17 protein-coding genes are annotated in these 19,713 nt (G+C 70.6%); 12 read left to right on the top strand and 5 right to left on the bottom strand.

All coding sequences use genetic code 11. The features are described from left to right. Nucleotides 1-114: 114 nt before the first annotated feature. Nucleotides 115-891 (bottom strand): TylF/MycF family methyltransferase, encoded by a 777-nt coding sequence (locus ABD256_RS42960; RefSeq protein ID WP_344431970.1) that lies wholly within the window; start codon nt 889-891, stop codon nt 115-117. An 11-nt stretch (nt 892-902) separates the two neighbouring features. Then, a complete protein-coding gene (locus tag ABD256_RS42955) occupies nt 903-2,087 on the bottom strand; it encodes an acyltransferase family protein (protein ID WP_344431968.1) in 1,185 nt (394 codons plus the stop codon). 194 nt (nt 2,088-2,281) lie between these two features. Here ABD256_RS42955 and ABD256_RS42950 point away from each other — a divergent pair, with 194 nt between their 5' ends. The 7 genes from ABD256_RS42950 (at nt 2,282) to ABD256_RS42920 (ending at nt 9,323) form a co-directional block, all read left to right on the top strand. Further along, nucleotides 2,282-3,817, top strand: coding sequence for a class I adenylate-forming enzyme family protein (locus ABD256_RS42950; RefSeq protein WP_344431966.1), 1,536 nt, complete (start codon nt 2,282-2,284; stop codon nt 3,815-3,817). Next, nucleotides 3,814-4,536, top strand: a complete 723-nt coding sequence (locus ABD256_RS42945) for a TetR/AcrR family transcriptional regulator (protein ID WP_344431964.1) — start codon at nt 3,814-3,816, stop codon at nt 4,534-4,536. Before ABD256_RS42950 ends, ABD256_RS42945 begins: the two co-directional genes overlap by 4 nt. 7 nt (nt 4,537-4,543) lie before the next feature. Then, a complete protein-coding gene (locus ABD256_RS42940; RefSeq protein WP_344431962.1) occupies nt 4,544-5,209 on the top strand; it encodes a hypothetical protein in 666 nt (221 codons plus the stop codon). After that, complete coding sequence (locus ABD256_RS42935) at nt 5,173-5,991, top strand: alpha/beta fold hydrolase (protein WP_344431960.1); 819 nt, start codon at nt 5,173-5,175, stop codon at nt 5,989-5,991. Before ABD256_RS42940 ends, ABD256_RS42935 begins: the two co-directional genes overlap by 37 nt. Nucleotides 5,992-6,351: 360 nt before the next feature. Next, complete coding sequence (locus ABD256_RS42930) at nt 6,352-7,311, top strand: ATP-binding cassette domain-containing protein (protein ID WP_344431959.1); 960 nt, start codon at nt 6,352-6,354, stop codon at nt 7,309-7,311. Continuing rightward, nucleotides 7,308-8,099: an ABC transporter permease gene (locus ABD256_RS42925; protein WP_344431958.1), complete on the top strand. Its 792-nt coding sequence runs from the start codon at nt 7,308-7,310 to the stop codon at nt 8,097-8,099. Before ABD256_RS42930 ends, ABD256_RS42925 begins: the two co-directional genes overlap by 4 nt. A gap of 27 nt (nt 8,100-8,126) precedes the next feature. Then, the gene (locus ABD256_RS42920; RefSeq protein ID WP_344431957.1) at nt 8,127-9,323 is read left to right on the top strand and encodes a cytochrome P450; all 1,197 of its coding nucleotides are present in this window, start codon (nt 8,127-8,129) and stop codon (nt 9,321-9,323) included. A 614-nt stretch (nt 9,324-9,937) separates the two neighbouring features. Here ABD256_RS42920 and ABD256_RS42915 read toward each other — a convergent pair. Further along, nucleotides 9,938-10,528: a TetR/AcrR family transcriptional regulator gene (locus tag ABD256_RS42915; RefSeq protein ID WP_344431956.1), complete on the bottom strand. Its 591-nt coding sequence runs from the start codon at nt 10,526-10,528 to the stop codon at nt 9,938-9,940. 93 nt (nt 10,529-10,621) lie between these two features. Between ABD256_RS42915 and ABD256_RS42910 the strand changes: the two genes are divergently transcribed. After that, entirely contained in the window at nt 10,622-11,299 is a 678-nt protein-coding gene (locus ABD256_RS42910; protein ID WP_344431955.1) for a nitroreductase, read from the top strand. Nucleotides 11,300-11,309: 10 nt separating this feature from the next. Here ABD256_RS42910 and ABD256_RS42905 read toward each other — a convergent pair whose 3' ends face one another. Then, nucleotides 11,310-11,624, bottom strand: a complete 315-nt coding sequence (locus ABD256_RS42905) for a hypothetical protein (protein ID WP_344431954.1) — start codon at nt 11,622-11,624, stop codon at nt 11,310-11,312. A gap of 156 nt (nt 11,625-11,780) precedes the next feature. Here ABD256_RS42905 and ABD256_RS42900 point away from each other — a divergent pair, with 156 nt between their 5' ends. From ABD256_RS42900 to ABD256_RS42890, 3 genes are all read left to right on the top strand, one after another. Beyond that, nucleotides 11,781-14,609: an outer membrane protein assembly factor BamB family protein gene (locus ABD256_RS42900; RefSeq protein WP_344431953.1), complete on the top strand. Its 2,829-nt coding sequence runs from the start codon at nt 11,781-11,783 to the stop codon at nt 14,607-14,609. A 159-nt stretch (nt 14,610-14,768) separates the two neighbouring features. Beyond that, entirely contained in the window at nt 14,769-15,074 is a 306-nt protein-coding gene (locus ABD256_RS42895; RefSeq protein WP_344431950.1) for a LysR substrate-binding domain-containing protein, read from the top strand. Nucleotides 15,075-15,127: 53 nt separating this feature from the next. Continuing rightward, the gene (locus ABD256_RS42890; RefSeq protein WP_344431949.1) at nt 15,128-17,914 is read left to right on the top strand and encodes an ATP-binding protein; all 2,787 of its coding nucleotides are present in this window, start codon (nt 15,128-15,130) and stop codon (nt 17,912-17,914) included. Nucleotides 17,915-17,921: 7 nt separating this feature from the next. On the opposite strand, the gene ABD256_RS42885 is transcribed toward ABD256_RS42890, so the two are convergent. Next, nucleotides 17,922-18,521, bottom strand: a complete 600-nt coding sequence (locus ABD256_RS42885) for a hypothetical protein (protein ID WP_344431948.1) — start codon at nt 18,519-18,521, stop codon at nt 17,922-17,924. 213 nt (nt 18,522-18,734) lie between these two features. Between ABD256_RS42885 and ABD256_RS42880 the strand changes: the two genes are divergently transcribed. Continuing rightward, nucleotides 18,735-19,713, top strand: a 979-nt coding sequence (locus ABD256_RS42880; RefSeq protein WP_344431947.1) for a S1 family peptidase, incomplete at its 3' end; no start/stop codon positions are given.

The following is a 19,713-nucleotide window of genomic DNA, read 5'->3' as shown; positions in this document are numbered from 1 at the left end:
ACGGCAGGTATGAGGTCAACGCGACAGCGAGCGCCACCTTCCGCTCCGCCGCGGCCTGCGTCAAATTCGACAGCAACGCGATCTCCCCGGCCACCGAAGACGCTCAACAAAGCACTACCAGGAAACACGCCAAAAAACGCCAGCCCAATCAATAGTCTCGACAGGCGCGTCAATACCGTGCAAACCACGATAGTCATCCACAGCCTGCCGACACCCCGAAATCGCATGATAATCATCGACGATCACGAACCCGCCGGGCGAAACCTTCGGCGCAAGCGCGCTCAAAGCGTCCCATGTGGACTCATACATGTCACCGTCGAGTCGCAGCACGGCGAGGCGCTCGATGGGCGCGGTCGGCAACGTGTCTCGGAACCAGCCCGGCAGGAACCGGACCTGGTCGTCGAGCAGGTCGTACTTCGCGAAGTTGGCCCTGACCTCTTCGAGCGGCACGGCGAGGAAGGCGACCTCGTGGTGCTGATCGCCGCTGTCCGCCGGGTAGCGGTCGGCGTCCGGGGGCGGCAGGCCGTCGAACGAGTCGGCGACCCACACCGTGCGGCCGGTCTCCTCGTAGGCGGCGAGCACGCCGCGCATGAGGATCGACGCGCCGCCGCGCCACACCCCCGTTTCGGCCAGATCTCCCTCGACGCCGTCGGCGATCACCGTGCGGACGCACTCGTGGAGGTTGTCGAGACGCTTGCGGCCGACCATCGTGTGCGCGGTGCGCGGCCAGTCGCTGCCCTCGCCGCGGGCCTGCGCGTCGAATCCGGCCGGTCCCCATGGCGCCGTGTTCGGATCCTCGTAGATGGTGTTCGTCAGCGCGCGCTTCAGCAGTTCGAGATAGCGTCCGCGGTTTACTTCCACGGTCGGTTCGACGGTCTTTTCGGCAGGCATGGCGGCTTCGATCAGTTCCTTTCGCGTCGCGCGGCACCTTGACGGGTCGCGTAAAAGGGCCGTAGTGCGGGCAGTTCGACGGTCGGCGGGTCCGCTGCCGGTACGACCGGGATGATCTCGGTGCGCGGCTCCGGTTCCGGCCCGCGCTCGGTCAACGCGGTCCGCAGCCGGAGTGCGTGCTTCTCCACCAGGTGCCATGACCCCAGCCCCAGCACCACGGCGATCGGCACGCCGATGCCGATCACCTGCCACGGGTGGTCCGCACCGAGCCAGACCAGTGTTTGCTCGACCGGGAAGCCGTAGAGGAAAACGCCGAAGCTGGCCACGGTCAGCCAGTTCGGCAGGCACAGCCACGAGGGCAGCTTGGTGCCGATGGTCAGCACGGCGTAGGGCACGGTGATGGCGCGCGTGACGTCCGCGATCGGGCTCGGGTAGACGAAGACCTCGATCGCGACGCAGACCACGACGCCCCACCAGGACAGCGGGAGCTTCTCGCGGTAGAGCCAGGCCGCGATGCCCATCGCGTAGATCGCCAGGTACTGCAGCAGCGGGTTGACGGGCAGCAGCAGCACCGTGTCCGGAAGGTCGACGAGACCGTTGACGTGCACCACGAGCAGCGCGCCGAACGGCACCGCGACCAGGAAGATCAACGGGCGCCTGCGGTTGATGCCGAGCAGGCCGACCACCGTCACCAGCGCGTAGCCGAGCACCTCCAGCGGCAGGCACCACAGCGAGCCGTTGACCGCGGCCGGGTACGGGTTGTCCGCGAACACCCCCGGCAGGTCGTACTGCTGCGGGAACAGCAAAGCGTTGTGCCACAGGAACGACCAGGTGCGCGACTGGCCGAAGTACTCGCCGGTGCTGTGGGTGGTGACGAGCGGGCCGAGCACGAGCGCGGCCAGCAGCACGACCACCACGAGCCCCGGCATGATCCGCAACGCCCTGCGCACCCAGAACCGGACGAGGTTCGGGTCCCGCTCCCAGGTCTTCATCACGAAGAACCCGCTCATCGCCATGAACGCGGCGACGGTCAGCGTGCCGTAGTGGTACCAGTGCTGGCCCCATCCCCAGCCGTCGTAGTCGCCGGTCAACGGCATCGCGTGGAACCCGATGACACCGCAGGCCACGACGAGGCGCAGGGTCGCGAAGCCGTCCTTGGCACCACGAGCCGGGCCAGCGGCCACAGAGCCGACCATGCGCGTCCCCTTCCGCCGTCCTCACGGGCGATAGACCGAACGGAGGATAGTCGTCGGCGTGCGCACTATACGGGCACGGGCATTTGCCCGTACCCGACTTCACGAGAAGGCCAACAACCAAGCAGCACTGCTTGCTTTGCTCGCGTGGAGCGTGTCAGTGTCGACACCGCACTCTCGATGAAGGAGTACGCCCGATGACCCGGACGCTGGCGACCCTGCTCGACGACAACGCCCGCCAGGCGGGCGGGAAGGTGTTCCTCCGCACCGGGGACTCCGCCACCACGTACGGCGACCTGTCGGCTCGCAGCCGCCGGGTCGCGGCCGCGCTGCACGCGCGTGGCCTGCGCGCCGGGGACCGGGTGGCGATCGCCGCGCCGAACCGGGTGGAGTGGCTGGAGTTCTTCTTCGGCGCGGTCCGGCTCGGCCTGATCGTGGTCACGCTCAACGTCCGCTACCGCGAGACCGAACTGGACCACATGCTCAACCAGTCCGGCACCCGCCTGGTGCTGACCGCCCGCCACGCGGGGGAAACCGATCTGCGGGCGTTCTACGCCGGATTCCGGCACCGGATCCCGGCCGTCGAGGTCGTCGTGTTCCTCGACGGCTACGCGGAGTTCGTCTCCGGCGCGACCGAAGACGTTCCCGACGCCGACACCGGCGCGGACACCCCGGCGGTGATCCTCTACACCTCGGGGACCACCGGTGTCCCCAAGGGCGCGGTGCTGACCCACGGCGGGCTCATCGCCTCCACCTCGGCACAGGTCGAACGGGTGGCGATGACCGCGGAGGACGTCCTGCTCGGGCTGCTGCCGCTCAACCACGTCGGCGGGCTGACCTGCAACATCCTCGCGGCGATGGTCGCGGGGGCCGCGGTGGTCATGCCGTCGGCGTTCTCACCGGGCGGCGCCGTCGCCGCGATCGCCGAGCAGCGGCTGACGATCGTGGGCGGCGTGCCGACGATGTGGGCGTTGATGCTCGCGGAACCCGCCTGCGCCGAGATCGACGTGTCGAGCCTGCGGGTGGCGATCGTCGGCGGCTCGAACGCCGAACCCGCGCTCTGCGACGCGATCGCGGCGAGATTTCCCGGCGCGCGGTTGACCAATCTGTACGGCATGTCGGAGCTTTCCGGTGCCGCGATCATGAGCGCGCCGACGGACACGCCGGAAGTGGTGGCGCGCACGCTGGGCACCGCTCTCCCCGGTTTCGAGGCCCGTGTCGTCGACCCCGGCGGCGAACCGGTCGAGTCCGGTGTGGACGGACAACTCCAGGTGCGAGGGCCGAGTGCCGCCGCGGGGTACTGGGACATGCCTGCCGAAACCGCGGAAGCGTTCCTTCCCGGCGGCTGGGTGGCGACCGGCGACATCGTCACCGCCGACGGTGGGCATCTCGCGTTTCGCGGCCGCAGCAAGGAGATGTACCTGCAAGGCGGCTACAACGTCTACCCCGTCGAAATCGAGAACGTGCTCACCGGATTCCCGGGTATCGCCATGGCCGCGGGCATCGGCGTCCCCGACCCCGTGCTCGGCGAGATCGGCCGCTATTACGTGGTGCCCCGCGATCCCGCGGCGGAACTCGACCAGGAGGAGATCCTGGCGTACTGCCGGGAACGCTTGGCGGGTTACAAAGTGCCCCGGCAGCTGTTGATCGTGGCCGAGCTGCCGATGACACCGGCGGGGAAGATCGCCAAAGCCGTGCTGCGCGAACGAATCAGCCAGGATCCCGCCACATGACCGGCGAGCAGGCGACCAGCCGTGTGCCGCGGCAGGCACGCGGGGCCGTGACCCGCCAGCGGGTGCTGGAAGCCGCCATCGAGTCACTCGCGGAACAGGGTTGGCGTGGTGCCGCGGCCTCGGCCGTGGCTCAGCGCGCCGGAGTGTCGCGCGGTGCCGCGCAACACTTCTTCCCCACACGGGAAGCCTTGTTCACGGCGGCGATCGAGCACGTCACGGCGGTCCGGCTCGCCGAGATCCGCGAGCGGGTAACCGCGCTACCGGCGGCGAACAGGTCGACCCGCGACATCATCGAGATGCTCGCGGAGCTCTACCGCGGCCCGCTGTTCCGCGCGGCGCTGCACCTGTGGTCAGCCGGATCGACCGACACCGAAGTCCACCCGCACGTCGTCGCGCTCGAACAGCAGGTGGGCAAGCAGGCCCACCGGGCAGCGGTCGAACTGCTCGGCGTCGACGAAACGAGCCCCGGCGCCCGCGAAACCGTGCAAGGCCTGCTCGACCTGATCCGCGGCCTCGGCCTTGCCGACGTGATGACCGACGACTCCCCCCGCCGCGGCACGGTCCTCGCCCACTGGGCCGGCATCATCGACCGCGAACTGGCCCCACACCGGGGATTCCCGAGCCGGGTAACCCGGAAGCCGGCTAAGGAACCAGGGGAGGCGGGCCTGCGTTCTGGCGTAGCCTTGGCGGTGAGTCCACGAGGAGAGCAGACGCGATAGGAGCCCGTTGCCTTCCGAGAGCGCCACCGGCCCCGGTGCGACCGTCGCCTCCGCGAGCGTGGTCGAGCGGGCCGGGCGACTCGTGCGGCTTCTTCGCGACCTCGTCCGGTGTGACGCGGTGATGTTGACGGCTTCGAACCCCTTCGCGGTGAGCCCCCGGCACGAACTGCTCGCCGCCGACGGCTACTCGGACGCCGCGCTCGGGCGGTTCCTGGACGGGTTCGTCCCGGACACCGGGAATCCGGGTTTCCGCGTGGTTCGCGGCAGGGGCCGCGCGGCGCTCCGCTGGTCGGATCTCGCGCGTGATTGGCAGGTCCGGTTCGCCGCGACCGCCCTTGCCGAACAACACCTCGTCCCCGCCGGGTTCCACGAGGGGCTCACCGCCTGTCTGTGGTTGCCAGACGGGTCACCGGCAGGCGCCATTCACATGAACTGGGACGTGTCCCGTGCGGCCACGGACGACCGGCGGAGGATCGTCGAGCAATTTCACCCGCTCCTCGCCGAGGCCAGCAATCTCCTTCAGCCCCACCGCGTTCTCGCGGACAAGGTGCACGGCGACGCGCACGTCGCCGTGCTCGGCGCCGGTCCCTGGCAACGCATTTCCCGGCCGCGACGTCGGCCCGATCCTCCGCGCGGATGGTCCACGACCCCGCGCTCCCGACACTGGTCCTGATCAACTCCTACACCACCTCGGCCGAGCTGTACCGGCCGCAGTTCGCCGACCCGGCGCTCGGGTCCGCGGTCAACCTGCTCGCGCTGGAGCCCTACGGTCACGGGCGCACGAGGGCCGCGTACCGGCACTTCACCTACTGGGACAGCGCGATCGCGAACCTGCAGGTCCTCGAAGCACTCGGCATCCGCGAAGCCTTTGTGCTGGGGACCTCGCAGGGCGGCTGGGTGGTGGTCCGCATGGCACTGCTCGCCCCGGACGTCGTGCGGGGCCTCATCCCGCTCGGCACGTTCATGGACTTCGAGAGCCCGCGCAGCCGCGAACTCGGCTGCTGGGACGGGATCGGGTTCAACACCCCGGTCGTCGACGCCCTCGCCGATCCGGTCGGCGAGGACTGGGCCGTACCGGACGAGTTCGTGGACGGCGTGTTCGACACGGCCCTCGGCGGCGTCTCGGGTGAGGAACGCGAGTTCTGGCTCGCCACCTACCGCGCGAACTACGCCGGTGACGCCGGGCGCCACCGCCTGCGCGTCAGCACGGTGAACCTGCGGGACCGCGACGGGCTGCACGGCAGGCTCGACGAGGTCCGCTGCCCCGTCCGGTGGCTGCACGGCACCGCGGACCAGGTGTACTCCGTGGCGAACGCCGAGGAGGAGATCCGGATGTTCACCCGTTCCCCCGAGGCGCGTCTGGAAGCCATCGCGGGCGGGCAGCACTTCCTCAGCGCCTCGAACCCCGTGGAGGTCGGCTCCGCGGTGATGGAGTTCGTGCGGCGCTGGAGCTGAGCACGCCCCGCAGGACAGACCCCCGGCACCAGGCCAGCCGCGAAAGCGGCTGGCCTTTTCGTGTTCTCCGGCGACAGGCGGACGCGCCACAAGAACGCCACACTGGCCCCGAGCGACGCCACTGAGACACCACCCGTGACCGAATGCGCCCCAGATTAACCTGGCCTCCGGCGAACCACGATCATCTCAGGAAGAGCATCCCTCCTGCTCAAGGCCCCTTTCACAACCATTGCGCCACTTCGGGCTTGCCATGGTGCCAATATTGCGCCATAGTGGCGCCATACAAAGGACGGCATGGCGGAGTGACCACGCGCCGCGGACGAACCGCCGTCGACCCGAAGCCCGGAAAGGGACAAATCCATGACCACTCCGTCGCGCCCACCGGCGATCACCGCGACCGGGCTGCGCAAGTCGTTCGGCGACCACGTCGTGCTCGACGGCATCGACCTGCACGTCCAGCGGGGCACGGTCTTCTCGCTGCTCGGCGCCAACGGGGCGGGGAAGACCACCGCGGTCAAGATCCTGTCCACGTTGCTCACCGCGGACAGCGGCACCGTCACGGTCGCCGGGCACGATCTCGCCGCGGACCCCGACGCGGTGCGTGCCGCGATCGGTGTCACCGGCCAGTTCTCCGCGGTGGACAACCTGTTCACCGGACGCGAAAACCTGATCCTGATGGCGGACCTGCACCACCTGGACCGCGCGGAAGGCAGGCGGCGCGCCGACGAACTGCTCGACCAGTTCGACCTGACCGAGGCGGCGGGGAAAACGGCCGCGACCTACTCCGGGGGCATGCGGCGGCGCCTCGACCTCGCGATGACGCTGGTCGGCGATCCGGAGGTGATCTTCCTCGACGAGCCAACCACCGGCCTCGACCCCCGCGCCCGGCTCCGCATGTGGGACATCGTGCGCGGCCTGGTGGCTCGCGGCGTCACCATCTTCCTCACCACGCAGTACCTCGACGAGGCCGACGAACTCGCCGACCGGGTCGCCGTGCTCAACGGCGGGCGCGTGGTCGCCGAGGGCACCGCGGAGGAACTGAAGCGCCGCGTACCCGGCGGCCACGTCGAACTGCGCTTCGCCGACGGGCGCGAGTTCGACGCCGCCACCCGCGTCCTCGCCGCCGAGTCCCGCGACGACGACGCGCTCACCCTGCGGATCCCGAGCGACGGCGGCGTCCACGCGCTGCGGACCCTGCTCACCCGGCTCGGCGACGAGCGCGTCACCGTCGACGCGCTCACCCTGCACACCCCCGATCTCGACGACGTTTTCCTCGCCCTCACCGGAAATCCCACGAACGAAAAGGCAGCCATCCGATGAGCACCCGGTCCTACGCCCTGCGCGACTCGGCCACGATGCTGCGCCGCAACCTCAAGCACCTGGCCCGCTACCCGTCCATGACGGTGATGCTCGTCGGGATGCCGATCGTCTTCCTGCTGCTGTTCGTCTACGTGTTCGGCAACACCCTCGGCGCCGGGATCGGCGGTGCCGGCGGCGGCCGCGCCGTCTACGTCAACTACGTCGTGCCCGCGATCATCCTGATGACCGTGTCGGCGACCGTCCAGGGCACCGCGGTCTCGGTCGCGATGGACATGACCGAAGGCATCGTCGCCCGGTTCCGCACGATGTCCATCGCCCGCGTCTCCGTGCTCACCGGGCACGTGCTCGGCAGTCTCATCCAGTCGTTGCTCAGCATGGCGGCCGTGTTCGGCGTGGCGTTCCTGATCGGCTTCCGGCCGTCGGCAGGGGTCGGCGCGTGGTTCGCGACGGCGGGCCTCCTCACGCTGATGTCGTTCTCCCTGATCTGGCTGTTCGTCGCGTTCGGACAGGCGGCCAAGACGGTCGAGTCCGCGAGCAACGTTGGCCTGCCGCTGATCCTGCTGCCCTTCCTCGGCAGCGGGTTCGTGCCGACGGAGTCCATGCCCGCCGCACTGCGCTGGTTCGCCGAGTACCAGCCCTTCACGCCCATCATCGAGACCCTGCGGGGCCTGCTCATGGACAAGCCGATCGGGAACAACGCGGTGCTCGCGGTCGGCTGGTGCGTCGTCGTCGCGCTCGGCGGCTACCTGTGGTCGAAGAAGCTGTTCAACCGCGAGTCCGCGAACTGATTTCCCTTACCACGTCAGGAGAAGACCGTGCACCCCGAACTGACCGCACTGCCGACCGAACGCCCGGCCGGCTGCCCGTTCGACCCGCCGGAGGAGCTGGCGCGAATCCGTGCGGAGAGCCCGATCAGGCGGATGCGCTACCCCGACGGGCACGAGGGCTGGCTGGTGACCGGGTACGAGCTCGCCCGCGCGGTGGCCGCCGATCTCCGCTTCAGCTCGCGGTACGAGCTCATGCACTTCCCGACCCCGCTGCCCGGCGTCACCGAGGTACCGCCCGCGTCGGCGGGCGATCTCACCGGGATCGACCCGCCGCACCACACCCGCTACCGGAAGCTGCTGACCGGCAAGTTCACCGTCCGCCGGATGCGCCTGCTCACCGAACGCGTCGGTGAGATCAGCGCCGAGCACCTCGACGCCATGGAACTGCAGGGCCCGCCCGCCGATCTGGTGCGGGACTACGCGCAGCCCGTGCCCGCGATGGTGATCTGCGAACTGCTCGGGGTGCCCTACGCCGATCGCGAGTCCTTCCAGGCGCACGCGCTGGCGATGAACGACGCGGGCATCACGATGGACGAGATGATGGCCGCCTACGGCGCGATCCAGGACTACGTGCGGGAACTGGTGCTCGCCAAGCGCGCGCGGCCAACCGACGACCTGCTCAGCGACCTGACCACGACCGACCTCACCGACGAAGAACTCGCCGGGGTCGGCGCGTTCCTGCTCAGCGCGGGCCTGGACACCACGGCCAACATGATCGCGCTCGGCACGTTCGCACTGCTGGAGAACCCGGATCAGCTCGCCGCGCTGCGCGCCGATCCCGGCATGGCCGACCAGGCCGTCGAGGAACTGCTGCGCTACCTGGCCATCACCCACACCGGAGGGCGGGCGGCGCTGGAGGACGTCGAACTCGGCGGGCAGCTGATCAAGGCGGGCGAGAGCGTGACCATCTCGGTCCAGGCCGCCAACCGCGACCCGGAGAGGTTCGCCGATCCCGACTCACTCGATCTCGGACGGCACGCCAGCGGGCACCTGACCTTCGGGCACGGCGTGCACCAGTGCCTCGGCCAGCAGCTCGCCCGCGTCGAGATGCGGGTCGCCTTCCCCGCCCTGTTCGCCCGGTTCCCCGGCCTGCGCCTCGCCGTCCCCGCCGGGGAGATCCCGATGCGCACCGGCGCGGACATCTACGGCGTGCACCGGCTGCCGGTCACCTGGGACGGCGCGTAACCCGCGGAACGGCTCCAGATCCCACCGGGGGTGGTCTGGAGCCGTTCGAGGTGTCCACAGTGGTCCGAGCGAGTGTCGGATCGGGGCGCGCGGCGTGGCGGCGCTGATGCCCCGAAGGTGGCCTTCGCGGCGTCAGATTCCCTCAAGGCCACAGTGATGATGTGTGCGCGTTGATTCTGGTGAGGTGGGTGGCGGATGCGTGGAGCCGCCCGGGGGGCTTGGTCCGTGAAGGTCGCCTTCGGGGAATCTGACGCCGCGATCTCGCCCCTCGCGGCGGGCGGCACGGTGGTGCTGATGCCCTGAAGGGGCCCTTCGCGGCGTCAGATTCCCTCATGGGCCCCTTCGGGGAATGCGCCCGGAGCAGAGCGGGTCCGTGACGGCCGCATCCGTGGCATTCACGCGCCTATGAAGGCCCTTTTTTGGGGCGCCAGCGCGGAGATGAGAATGAGACGTGAACGGCGAAGTCCCAGTGCATGCCGTGAAGGGCACCTCGCTTTTGACCTCTATAGGAGCATCCTTCAGGGCGCGAGGCGAAGCCGTGAGCCACCTCGTCACGACCATCGTGCCCCGCGGACTCGCCCGCGCCACCAGGTATCCCGGTTCTCGGACATCTTCTAGCCGGTGGCGGCGTCGAGCAGCGCTTCCGCGGCGGCGCGGGCGTGCCGTCCGCACGCCGCGTCGTTGAGCACCATCGCGCGGGTTGCCGCACCGTCGGCGAGCATCACGAGTTGTTCGGCGAGCACGCCGGGATGCGGTGCCCCGAGCGTGCCCACGAGTTCGGCGACCCGCCGCGCGAAACGCTGCTTCTGCTCCCGCGTGTACGCGTGCACGGGACTGTCCGGGTCGGGGAACTCGGCCGCGGCGTCGACGAACGGGCATCCGCGAATGGGGCCGGTTCCGTTGTCCGGCACCGTGAACAACGCGAGAATCCGTTCGCGCACCGGAAGATCCTCGCGATCGAGCGCGCCTTCGATGGTGTGCCCCGCTTCCGCGAGATGGCTCAGATACGCCACCACCAACTGGTCCTTGGCAGGGAAGTGGGCGTAGAGGGTGCGCTTCGAGACCGGCGCGCTCGCCGCCACCTGCTCCATGCCGGTCGCGTTGATCCCGCGCGTCTCGAACAGCGCGGTAGCCGCGGCGAGGATGCGCTCCCGTCCCCCGCGCCCGCGACGACGAAGCACCACATCCACGTCCTGTTCGGCCACCCCTTAAGTGTACACCGCCGTTTACCTTGGCTCGTGCGTCCGCTACAGTCGGCCACTAGGTACACGACAGCGTTTACATAAGAAGGGGCGACCATGACAGCCGACCTGTCCGACTACGCCGAGCGCCTGATCAGGGGACGGCGAGCCACGCGCGCATTCCGCCCCGACGCCGTACCGGAAGAGACGCTGCGGGCGGTCTTTTCCCTGGCGGGCGCCGCGCCGTCCAACTCCAACACCCAGCCGTGGCACATCGAGGTCGTCAGCGGCGTCGCGCGCGAACGCCTCGGCGACGCGTTGGTCGACGCGCATGCCGGCAAGCGCCTCTCGATGGACTTCCCCTACCACGACGACCTCTACCGCGGGCCCTACCAGCAACGGCGCCAGCAGGCGGGCGAGCGGATGTACGGCGCCGTCGGGATCCGCCGCGACGACCACGCCGCTCGCGAGGCGTACAACGCCGAAAGCCTGCGTTTCTACGGGGCGCCGCACGTCGCGCTGCTGTTCACCGCGCCCAACGCGGAGGTGCGCATGGCCGCCGACGTCGGCATCTACGCGCAGACGCTGATGCTGGCGATGACGGCGTACGGCATCGCGAGCTGCCCGCAGGGACTGCTGGGCTTCTACGCGGACACCATCCGCGCCGAACTGGGCGTCGAGGACCGGAAGGTCCTGCTCGGCATCTCGTTCGGCTACGCCGACGACACCGCGCCCGCGAACAGCGTCCGCATCCCCCGCGCGGAACTGGCCGAGACCACGCGCTTCCACGCGTGATCCCGGCGGGCTATTCCTGGCGCGCGGTGTTCGTGCGCAGCCACCGCTCCGAGCCCGCCATCCAGGAAGCGAACGCGAGGCAGCCGGTTTCGAAGGCGATCAGATCGCCGTCCCACCGCTCGGTCCCGCCGCGCCGCGAGGCCCGCAGCAGCAGCGTGCCGCCGACGAGGTTGAGCGCGGCCCACACGGCGTTCACCTTCGGCCCCGATCCGCGGCCTGCCAGCGGTGTGAGGTGCTGCCGACCGGTGACCGCGGTGGCGAGATGGGGCGCGCTGTTGGCGATCAGCACCCCGGCGGCGAACGACTGGATTCTCGACGATTTCATCCCGCGATGCTAGGCGCGCGCGGACGAGCGCGGGTCCGGATCGAAGACCTTCGAGCGTCCGTTTGCCGCGGGACTGTTGAACGCGCCCCGGCACTTGGGTGAATTGTCGGGTTGGCCCGGCGGCGGAGTGGATCTTTCTCAGTAGGGTCACCGCATGTGAGACGAATCCTCCCGCTCCTCGCCGTGACCGCGTTGCTGCTCGGCGTTCCCCTTCCCGTCGCGGAGTCCGCGGGCTCGGCGCTGCCGGTCGTCGGCACGGTTTTCGCGGACACCAACGGAAACGGCACGCGCGACGACGGCGAACCCGGGATCGCCGGTGTTTCGGTGACCGACGGCGCGGTGTGGGCGACCACCGGGCCGGACGGCGGCTATGCCATCACGATCGATTCTTCGCGCCGGGAAACGGATCTCGTCTACGCGGTGTCGCCGGACGGCTACACGCCCGCACTGCGCGAGGACTACGTGCCCCGGTTCTTCAAGGAGGTCCGCGGCCCGGAAAGCGGCGTCGACTTCGCGATGGTGCCGGATCGGCACGCGGCCGATCCGCTGGAGACCTGGCAAATGCTCTCCGACACCGAGACCAGCAACCGCAGCGACCCGGAAGTGCCGTCGACGCTGGCGAAGTGGACGGGACAGGTCACCGCGCTGGCGAAGGATCCCGCCGCCACCGTCAGCATCGCGACCGGGGACCTCACGGTCACCGACTACACCGACGCGCCGCGGCGGCAGGGCAGCTACGACATCCTCCGCAAGGGCCTCACCGACGGCAGGCTCGGGCATCCGTTCTACCCGGTGATGGGCAACCACGACGCGGGCGGCCCGACCGGGGCGAGCGGCTACTCCGCGGCCATGGAGACCTACCGCCGCAACATGGGCCCGGAGTGGTACAGCTTCGACCGGAACGGCAGGCACCTCGTCGTGCTGGAGGACAACTACGACACCACCGGGCTCGCGCCGCAGCTGACCTGGCTGCGCGAAGACCTGCGGCGCAACGCCTCGGGCAAGCAGGTGTTCGTGTTCGCGCACCGGTCGCTGTTCACCAAGTGGGGCCCCGGCGCGAGCATCCAGCCGATCGTCGACGAGCTCGCGAAGCACGATGTGCGGATGTTCGCCGCCGGCCACGACCAGCAGAACGAGTTCCGCCGCGGCGCCTTCCCCCGTTCGGTGGAGATCAACAACATGGGGCTCACCTACGGCATCGACGGCGCGCGCCCCGGCTACACCGTGCTGGACTTCGCCGAGATCACCGACGATCCGGCGACTCCGGCCGACGAGGACACCGGGTACGTGCGCGGTTCGCACCGCGAGTTCTTCGTCCACGACGCCGTGACGCTGGCCAGTCCCGCGAAGGCGAGCGTCTACGGTTCGCGCACCCCGATCCCGGTCGACCTGCACGTCCAGGACGACGGCAGGACACCGGGCACCGCGACCGTCACCGTCAAGGACCTGGCAGGCAGGACGGTGTGGCGCCGGGACAAGCTGCCCTTCGGCGCGAAGACCGCGCCGGGCGGCATCGTGAACTGCTACACCCCGCCCGGTGGCGCGCCGGAGCCGTGTCCGTCCACTCATGACAATCCGGAGACCGCGCGCACCGTCGTCGACGGGTTGCCCATCGGCCTCTACCGCACCGAGACCGTGGCCTACGACACCACCGGAAAGCCTTGGCCGACCAGGAAAAGCTCGTTCCAGGTGGTGCCGAAGTTCCTGCTGCGCACGCCGTCGGGCGGTACGGACTGGCCGCGCCAGGGCGGCGGTGAACAGGGACGCTCGGCGAGCGCGAGCGATCCCGGCGCGGTGCTCGACCAGTGGTGGACCGCCAACACCGGGGAGCAGTTCACCCTCAACGGCGCCGCGGTGTCCGGCACGAAGGTGATCGTCTCGTCGCAGGCGTTCGACTCGCCCTACAACCAGATCCTCGCCTACGACCTGCGCGGCGGCCGCGAACTGTGGCGCACCTACCTCGACGGCGACGCCGAGTCGTTCCCTGCCGTGCACGAGGGCAAGGTGTACCTGAGCACCGGCGTCGGCAGGGTCTACGCGCTCGACGAAAACACCGGCGCCGTGGCGTGGGAGACCATCGACGACGAGGAGCGGCACGGCGGTACCGTGCGCCGCTACGGCAGGGCGGGCGGACCGGTCAGCGTTTTCGGCCTCACCGGCCGGGGTCGCTCGGTCGCGGTCTACCAGCAGTACGGGCGGATCGTCTGCCGCGACGCCGCCACCGGCGCGAAACTGCCCGGTGGTTTCGACGCGGCACCGGGCTGGGGCGAGTTCCACAGCACCGCGATCCGCGAACCGGGCTCGGACAAGGCGTACCTGCACTCCGGGTCCAGCCAGACCCTGATCGCGATGGACCTCGCGTCCTGCACCCAACTGTCCTCAGTGGACACCGGGGGCGACATCTACAGCCACTCCTCGCCCGCCTTCACCGATCCGCGGCGCGGCGCACCCGCCGTCGTGACCGCGACCGCGACCGGTGTGCGCGGGCACGACACCGGCGCGGGCGGCAAGGTCACCTGGTTCGCGAAGGTGCCGGGCAGCAAGTGCGAGATCGGGCCGCCGCCGGTCACCAGCCCCGCGATCCGCGATGAAAAAGCTTACGTGGCCTCGGTCGACGGCATGATCCGCGCCTACGACACCCGTGCCGCCGACCCGTCGAAACCGTTGTGGGAGACGGCCGTCGGCTACCCCGACGGCACCAGCCCCGCCGACGATCCGTGGCAGGTGGCGGCGGGCTGCCGCGATGCCGGGGCCGGTGCGCCCGCGATGCACGCGCTGGCCACCGAAACGGTCGTCTACGCGGGGACCTGGGACGGCAGGCTCGTCGTGCTGGACCGCGGGACCGGAAAACCGCTCGCGCAGTACGCGCTCGGCGGCGCGGTCGCTTCGGCGCTTTCGGTCAGCGGCGACTGGGTCTTCGCGCTGACCACCGACGGCACCGTGCACGCGCTCGCGGCACGGCGCCCGCCGTGGCCTTTCGGATGAGCTTCGGGCGGCCGGCCACCGGCGGGACGCCCCGCGGCTGCGGGTCGGCGCGGTCGCCAGCGCGCTGGTCCACCTCGTGCCCGCCGCGCTGACGGCCGAGTGGCCGGACCTGGACGCGCTCACGGTCATGGGCGACGGCGAACTCGCCTCGGCGAGCTGGTGCGCGCGGGCGTCGCCGATCCTGGCGGGACCTGCGGGCCGTTGCGCACCGGGGTCTTCGCCGGGCTCGGGGTCACCTGGGCGCCCGATCACACGGTCCGCGACGTCTCCACGGTGTTCGCGATGGTCGCGGCCGGGATCACCGCGGGCGTCGTCCCCGCGCTCGCCGTCCCGCGGCCCGAGCCGGACGGGGTGGTCCTGCGCCCGCTCGACCCGCCCCTGCACCGCACCCCGCACGTCCACGCCGATCGCCGGAACCCGTGCGCCCGGAAGCTCGCCGCGCTGCTCGCGGACGGGCCGCGGTGATCACTTTCCGTGTTCCCGCCTTTCGGCGGGTTCCGCGCCGGTAAGGTCAACCCATGTCGTCGACCGGTGCGGCACACGTCCTCCTCGGCAGGGACGCCGAGCTGGCCGCGCTGGTTCGCGCCGTGACGAGCCCGCCCGCGCACGTGGCGGTCGTCGGGGAACCGGATGCCGGGAAGACCCGGCTGCTCGCCGAACTCCCCCGGCACCGGCTGCTCGCCGACCGGACAGTGCTGTCGGCTCGCTGCGAACCGCTGCGAAAACCGCTCCCCCTCGGCCCGGTGCTCGAAGCCGTCGCGAAGGCACCGCTCGCCCCGGTCGCGGACCGGCTCTCCCCCGTCGCGGGGGTGCTGCGCGCGGTGCTGCCGGAACTGATCCCCGTGCTGCCCGCACCGCCGCAGCCGCTCGGCGCCGAGCTCACCCGGCACCAGATCTTCCGCGCCCTGCGCGAAGTGCTCGTGGCCTGCGGCCGCACCGTTCTCGTCCTCGACGACGCCGAGCACGCCGACGAGGACACCCTGGACTTCCTGCGCTTCCTCACCGGCGCGCAGCCGCAGGAGCTCGCCGTCGTCACCAGTTCCGTCGAGGAGACCCCGCACGGGGCACCGGTCCGGATCGCGCTGCGGCCGTGGACCCGTGCGGACGTCGAGCGGTTCGCCCGTACCGCGCTCGGCACGGCGGCGCTGCCCCCGGGGTTCGCCGAAGACCTGTGCGACCGCACCGGAGGGCTCCCGGGAGTGGTGCGCGAACTGCTGCGCCGCGGTTCACCGGCGGACGCGAGCGTCGCCGAACTCGCACTGCCGCCGCGCGTGCGCGCTTCCGTCCGCGACCGGATGGCGAGGCTGGGACCGGCCGGTGCCGAGGTGCTGGCCGTGGCCGCGGTACTGGGCGAACCTGCGCGGGAGCACGCCATCGCCGCGCTGTCGCGCCTGCCGGAGGACACCGCGTCCGCCGCCGTCGAAGACGCGGTGCGGGCGGTCCTGCTCGTCGAAACCGCCGGGCGGTACCGGGTGCGGCATCCGCTTGCCGCGCAAGCGATCCTGGAGTCGATCCCGGGGACGCGGTGCCGTCGGCTGCACGCGCGCGCCGCCGCCTTCCTCGCCACGGAAGGGCAGCCTCCCGCTCGTGTCGCGAAGCACTACCGCGAGGCGTTCGAAATCGGCAACTGGACACAGTGGACGGGAACCGCGGTGGACCGCGCCGCCGGGGAGGACGACGTCGACGAGGTCGTCCGGCTGCTGGAAGAAGCGCTCGACGATCCCGAACTCCCCGCCGCCGCGCGGGAGCGGTTCGCCGTGCGGTTGAGCCACGAAATGCACCACGGCCTGGTCCGCGCCGCGACGCTGACCCGCCTGCGGGCGATCGTGCACGAGCGCGCGCTGAGCAAGGGCGCGCGCGGTGAGATCCGGATGAACCTCGGCAGGGCGATGGTCACGCAGTCCGGCGAGATCGACGCCGGGCGGCACGAGATCGAACTCGCCGCCGCGGACCTGACCCAGCGCAGCGCGGTGCTGGCGCGCGGCCTGATGACGCTGGCGATGCCGCACGTCGGCGCGGTGCCGCTCAAGGTCAACCTGCGCTGGCTCGAACGGGCCGAGCTGGCGAGCAAGGGCGTCGCCGACGTCGAGCTGATGGCCGCCGCCATGGCGAACCGGGTTTCCACCCGCATGCAGGTCGCCGATCCGGGGGTGTGGTCGGTGATCGACGCGCTGCCCCGTGCCCCCGCCTCGCCCGAGGTACGGCGGCAGCTCGGGCGGACCTACATCAACCTCGCCGACGCGGCCGTGTGGAACGGCCACCACGCCGTCGCACAGTCCTATTTGGACACCGCGCGCCGGTTGATCAGCGGTGACCGCCAGCCCTATCTCGATGCGCTGGCCGCGGGCACCGAGCTGCGCCTGAACGTGATGACCGGCCGGTGGTCGCGGGTCGCCGAGGACGCGCGGCTGCTGATCGGACGGGTCGGCGAGGCCAGTTCACTCGCCGCGGAGCCCTTGCTCGCGCTCGGCTGGCTCGACCTCGAACAGGCACGGCCGACAGCCGCGCTGCGCAACTTCGAAAACGCGTTCGCGCTTTCGACGGGAACGGTGCCGCTGCAGGCTTCGGCCTTCGCCGGGCGCGCCGCGGTGCACCTCGCGGCCCACGACGCCGCGGCGGCGCGCACGGTCGCCGGGTACGGCATCGACGCACTGCGCGCCAAGGGGAACTGGGTGTGGGCGGCCGAGCTGATGCCCTTCGCCACCCGCGCGCTGCTCGAAACCGGCGACACCGAGTGCGCGCGATCGACGCTCGCGGAGTACGAGCAAGGCGTGTCCGGTCGTGACGCTCCCCTCGCCAAGGCCGCGGCCACGGTGTGCCGTGGCCTGATCGCGCGCGCGGACGGCGAGCTCGCCACGGCCGCGGACCTGCTGCGGCGCGCCGGTGAGTCCTACCGCGCGCTGCCGCACCCGTACTTCGCGGCGAGCGCGGACGAGCGCGCCGCCGAGTGCTTCGCCGAACTCGGCGACCACCAGAGCGCGATCGACCTGATGACCGCGGCGGAGGCCGCGTTCGGCGGGCTGACCGCGTCGGCGGACGCGCTGCGCTGCCGCCGCGTGCTCCGGCGCTTCGACACCACGTTGCCCCGTCGCGGCCGCAAGGGTTACGGCGAAGCGCTTTCCCCGCGCGAGCTCGAAGTCGCGCGCCTCGCCGCGCGGAACCTGACCAACCGGGAAATCGCCGAACAGCTCTTCCTTTCCCCGCGCACGGTGGAAATCCACATCGGGAAAGCGCTGCGGAAACTCGGTCTGCCGTCGCGGAAAGTGCTCAGCGAGGCACTGGAACGCTCCTCGCTCACCGGCTGAACGCGCTTCAGCCGAGGAAGTCCGAATACGCCTCGGCGGCCAGCTCGCCGAGGCGGTCGGCGAGTTCGCACACCCGGTCGACCTCGACGAGCTGATCGACCACCTGGCGGTGCGCCACCGCCGCGCCGGGGCTCAGCGGAATGTCGCCGAAGGCGTCCACCAGGTTCGTGTAGTGCTCGCCGAGCAGTTCCTGGAGCCGCGCCGCGGTCTCGGTGCTCTCCCACACCGCGCACTGGTGCGCCCACGCCTTGAGCGCGACCGACGGCGGCAGCGCGACCTCCGAAACCGCCCGGCGGATCCGGCCCGAGGCAAGGTGCCTCGCCAGCGCGACCGCGTCCTCGCGGGCCGCGCCGCGGGCGGCGACCTCGAACACCGGCCGCCCGCTCGCGGACACGAGCTGGCCGAGCGGTGACGGCGCGCGGCACACCGCGACCGGCACCCGCACCTCCTCGGTGTCACCGACCTGCGCCAGCAGGCCCGGCAGCTCCGCGAGGCCGCGGTCCAGCGCGCCGTCCAGCACGACGACCCCGTCGACGTCGACGACGGCCATCTTCCGCCCCGCCGCCCACACCACGCCGCAGAACAGCGGCACGCCACTCCCACCCATTCTGATCATTGTGGTCGGCTCGTTTCCGGCCGCAATAGCGCGCGCATTTTTTAGGGATGCCTACTCATTGCCGGTGCGACCCTCATGGAAGGGCGCGAGTACGGCATTAATTACGGGCCGGTACGGGTTGTCGCCCTGGTTGCGCCGACTGAAGATGGAATACGCGGTACCGCATCCCCCGCTCCTCGTCCGAAGATTCGGAAAGGATCAACCGTGCACAAGAGACTACGCAGACTCGGATTGCTGGCACTGGCCGCGGCCGCGTTTTCCGCGCCGGTGCCCACCGTGCTCGCGAACGCGGCCGGGACGGGTGCCGGTGTCGCGCCCACCGACGAAGCGCGCCTTCCCGGCGGCGCGCACGCACAGGACATCGGCGGTGCGCCGGCCTCGGTCAAGGACTACCCGTTCGTCATCGCCGCGCTGCGCGAAGGCGGATCGCGGCCGAAGGGCCAGAGCTGCACCGCTTCGGTGGTGGCACCGCGCAAGGTCGTGCTCGCCGCGCACTGCAAGGAGCTCGACGGCAAGAAGACCGTCCTCTATGGACTCGACGATCTCAAGGGGGCGGGCGGCACCCAGCTGAACGTCGTCGACTACCGGACCCATCCCAACTTCACCCAGCCGTGGAACGGCTACGACGTCGCGATCATCACCACCGACGCCGACATCCCGGTGCCGGCGGGCGGCTACGCCAAGATCGCCACCTCCGCGGACGCCGGGCTGGAGAAGCCGGGCAAGGACGCGTTCAGCCTCGGCTACGGGAAGAAGGACTACAACGACACCCAGCAGGACGTCACGCTGCACAAGCTGACGCTGCCGATCGTCGACCCGAGCCGGTGCACCGGGGTGGAGAACGGGGTCGACCCGAAGACGATGATCTGCGCCGGGTACGCCGACGGCCGCAAGACCGTGCTGCCCGGCGACAGCGGCGGCCCGTTCATCGTGGACGGCAAGGTGATCGGGCTGACCTCGTGGAGCCGCAGCGACTTCAAGTGGTACAGCGTGTACAGCAGACTGAACAACGACATGGGCGACTGGGTCGCCGAGCAGATCGGCGACCCGCCGTCGAGCGACGGGTTCACCCTCGGCATGTCCCCTGGTTCGGTGAAGGTCGATCCCGGCAAGTACATCTCGACCACCGTCACCAGCAAGGCGGGCAAGAACGGCGCCGAAAAGGTCGACCTCACCGCCACGG

Origin of the sequence: Amycolatopsis minnesotensis (assembly GCF_039529815.1) — a bacterium.
GTDB lineage: Bacteria > Actinomycetota > Actinomycetes > Mycobacteriales > Pseudonocardiaceae > Amycolatopsis > Amycolatopsis minnesotensis.
The sequence above is the reverse complement of the archived record's forward strand: the minus strand, read 5'-3'. Positions and strand labels throughout refer to the sequence as shown.

What these genes read in the sequence shown, in the direction of transcription:
- ABD256_RS42930 (WP_344431959.1), top strand. Translation starts at nt 6,352, where the DNA reads ATGACCACTCCGTCGCGCCCACCGGCGATCACCGCGACCGGGCTGCGC.
- ABD256_RS42925 (WP_344431958.1), top strand. Translation starts at nt 7,308, where the DNA reads ATGAGCACCCGGTCCTACGCCCTGCGCGACTCGGCCACGATGCTGCGC.
- ABD256_RS42960 (WP_344431970.1), bottom strand. Translation starts at nt 891, where the DNA reads ATGCCTGCCGAAAAGACCGTCGAACCGACCGTGGAAGTAAACCGCGGA.
- ABD256_RS42950 (WP_344431966.1), top strand. Translation starts at nt 2,282, where the DNA reads ATGACCCGGACGCTGGCGACCCTGCTCGACGACAACGCCCGCCAGGCG.
- ABD256_RS42945 (WP_344431964.1), top strand. Translation starts at nt 3,814, where the DNA reads ATGACCGGCGAGCAGGCGACCAGCCGTGTGCCGCGGCAGGCACGCGGG.
- ABD256_RS42955 (WP_344431968.1), bottom strand. Translation starts at nt 2,087, where the DNA reads ATGGTCGGCTCTGTGGCCGCTGGCCCGGCTCGTGGTGCCAAGGACGGC.
- ABD256_RS42890 (WP_344431949.1), top strand. Translation starts at nt 15,128, where the DNA reads ATGTCGTCGACCGGTGCGGCACACGTCCTCCTCGGCAGGGACGCCGAG.
- ABD256_RS42935 (WP_344431960.1), top strand. Translation starts at nt 5,173, where the DNA reads ATGGTCCACGACCCCGCGCTCCCGACACTGGTCCTGATCAACTCCTAC.
- ABD256_RS42885 (WP_344431948.1), bottom strand. Translation starts at nt 18,521, where the DNA reads ATGGGTGGGAGTGGCGTGCCGCTGTTCTGCGGCGTGGTGTGGGCGGCG.
- ABD256_RS42905 (WP_344431954.1), bottom strand. Translation starts at nt 11,624, where the DNA reads ATGAAATCGTCGAGAATCCAGTCGTTCGCCGCCGGGGTGCTGATCGCC.
- ABD256_RS42910 (WP_344431955.1), top strand. Translation starts at nt 10,622, where the DNA reads ATGACAGCCGACCTGTCCGACTACGCCGAGCGCCTGATCAGGGGACGG.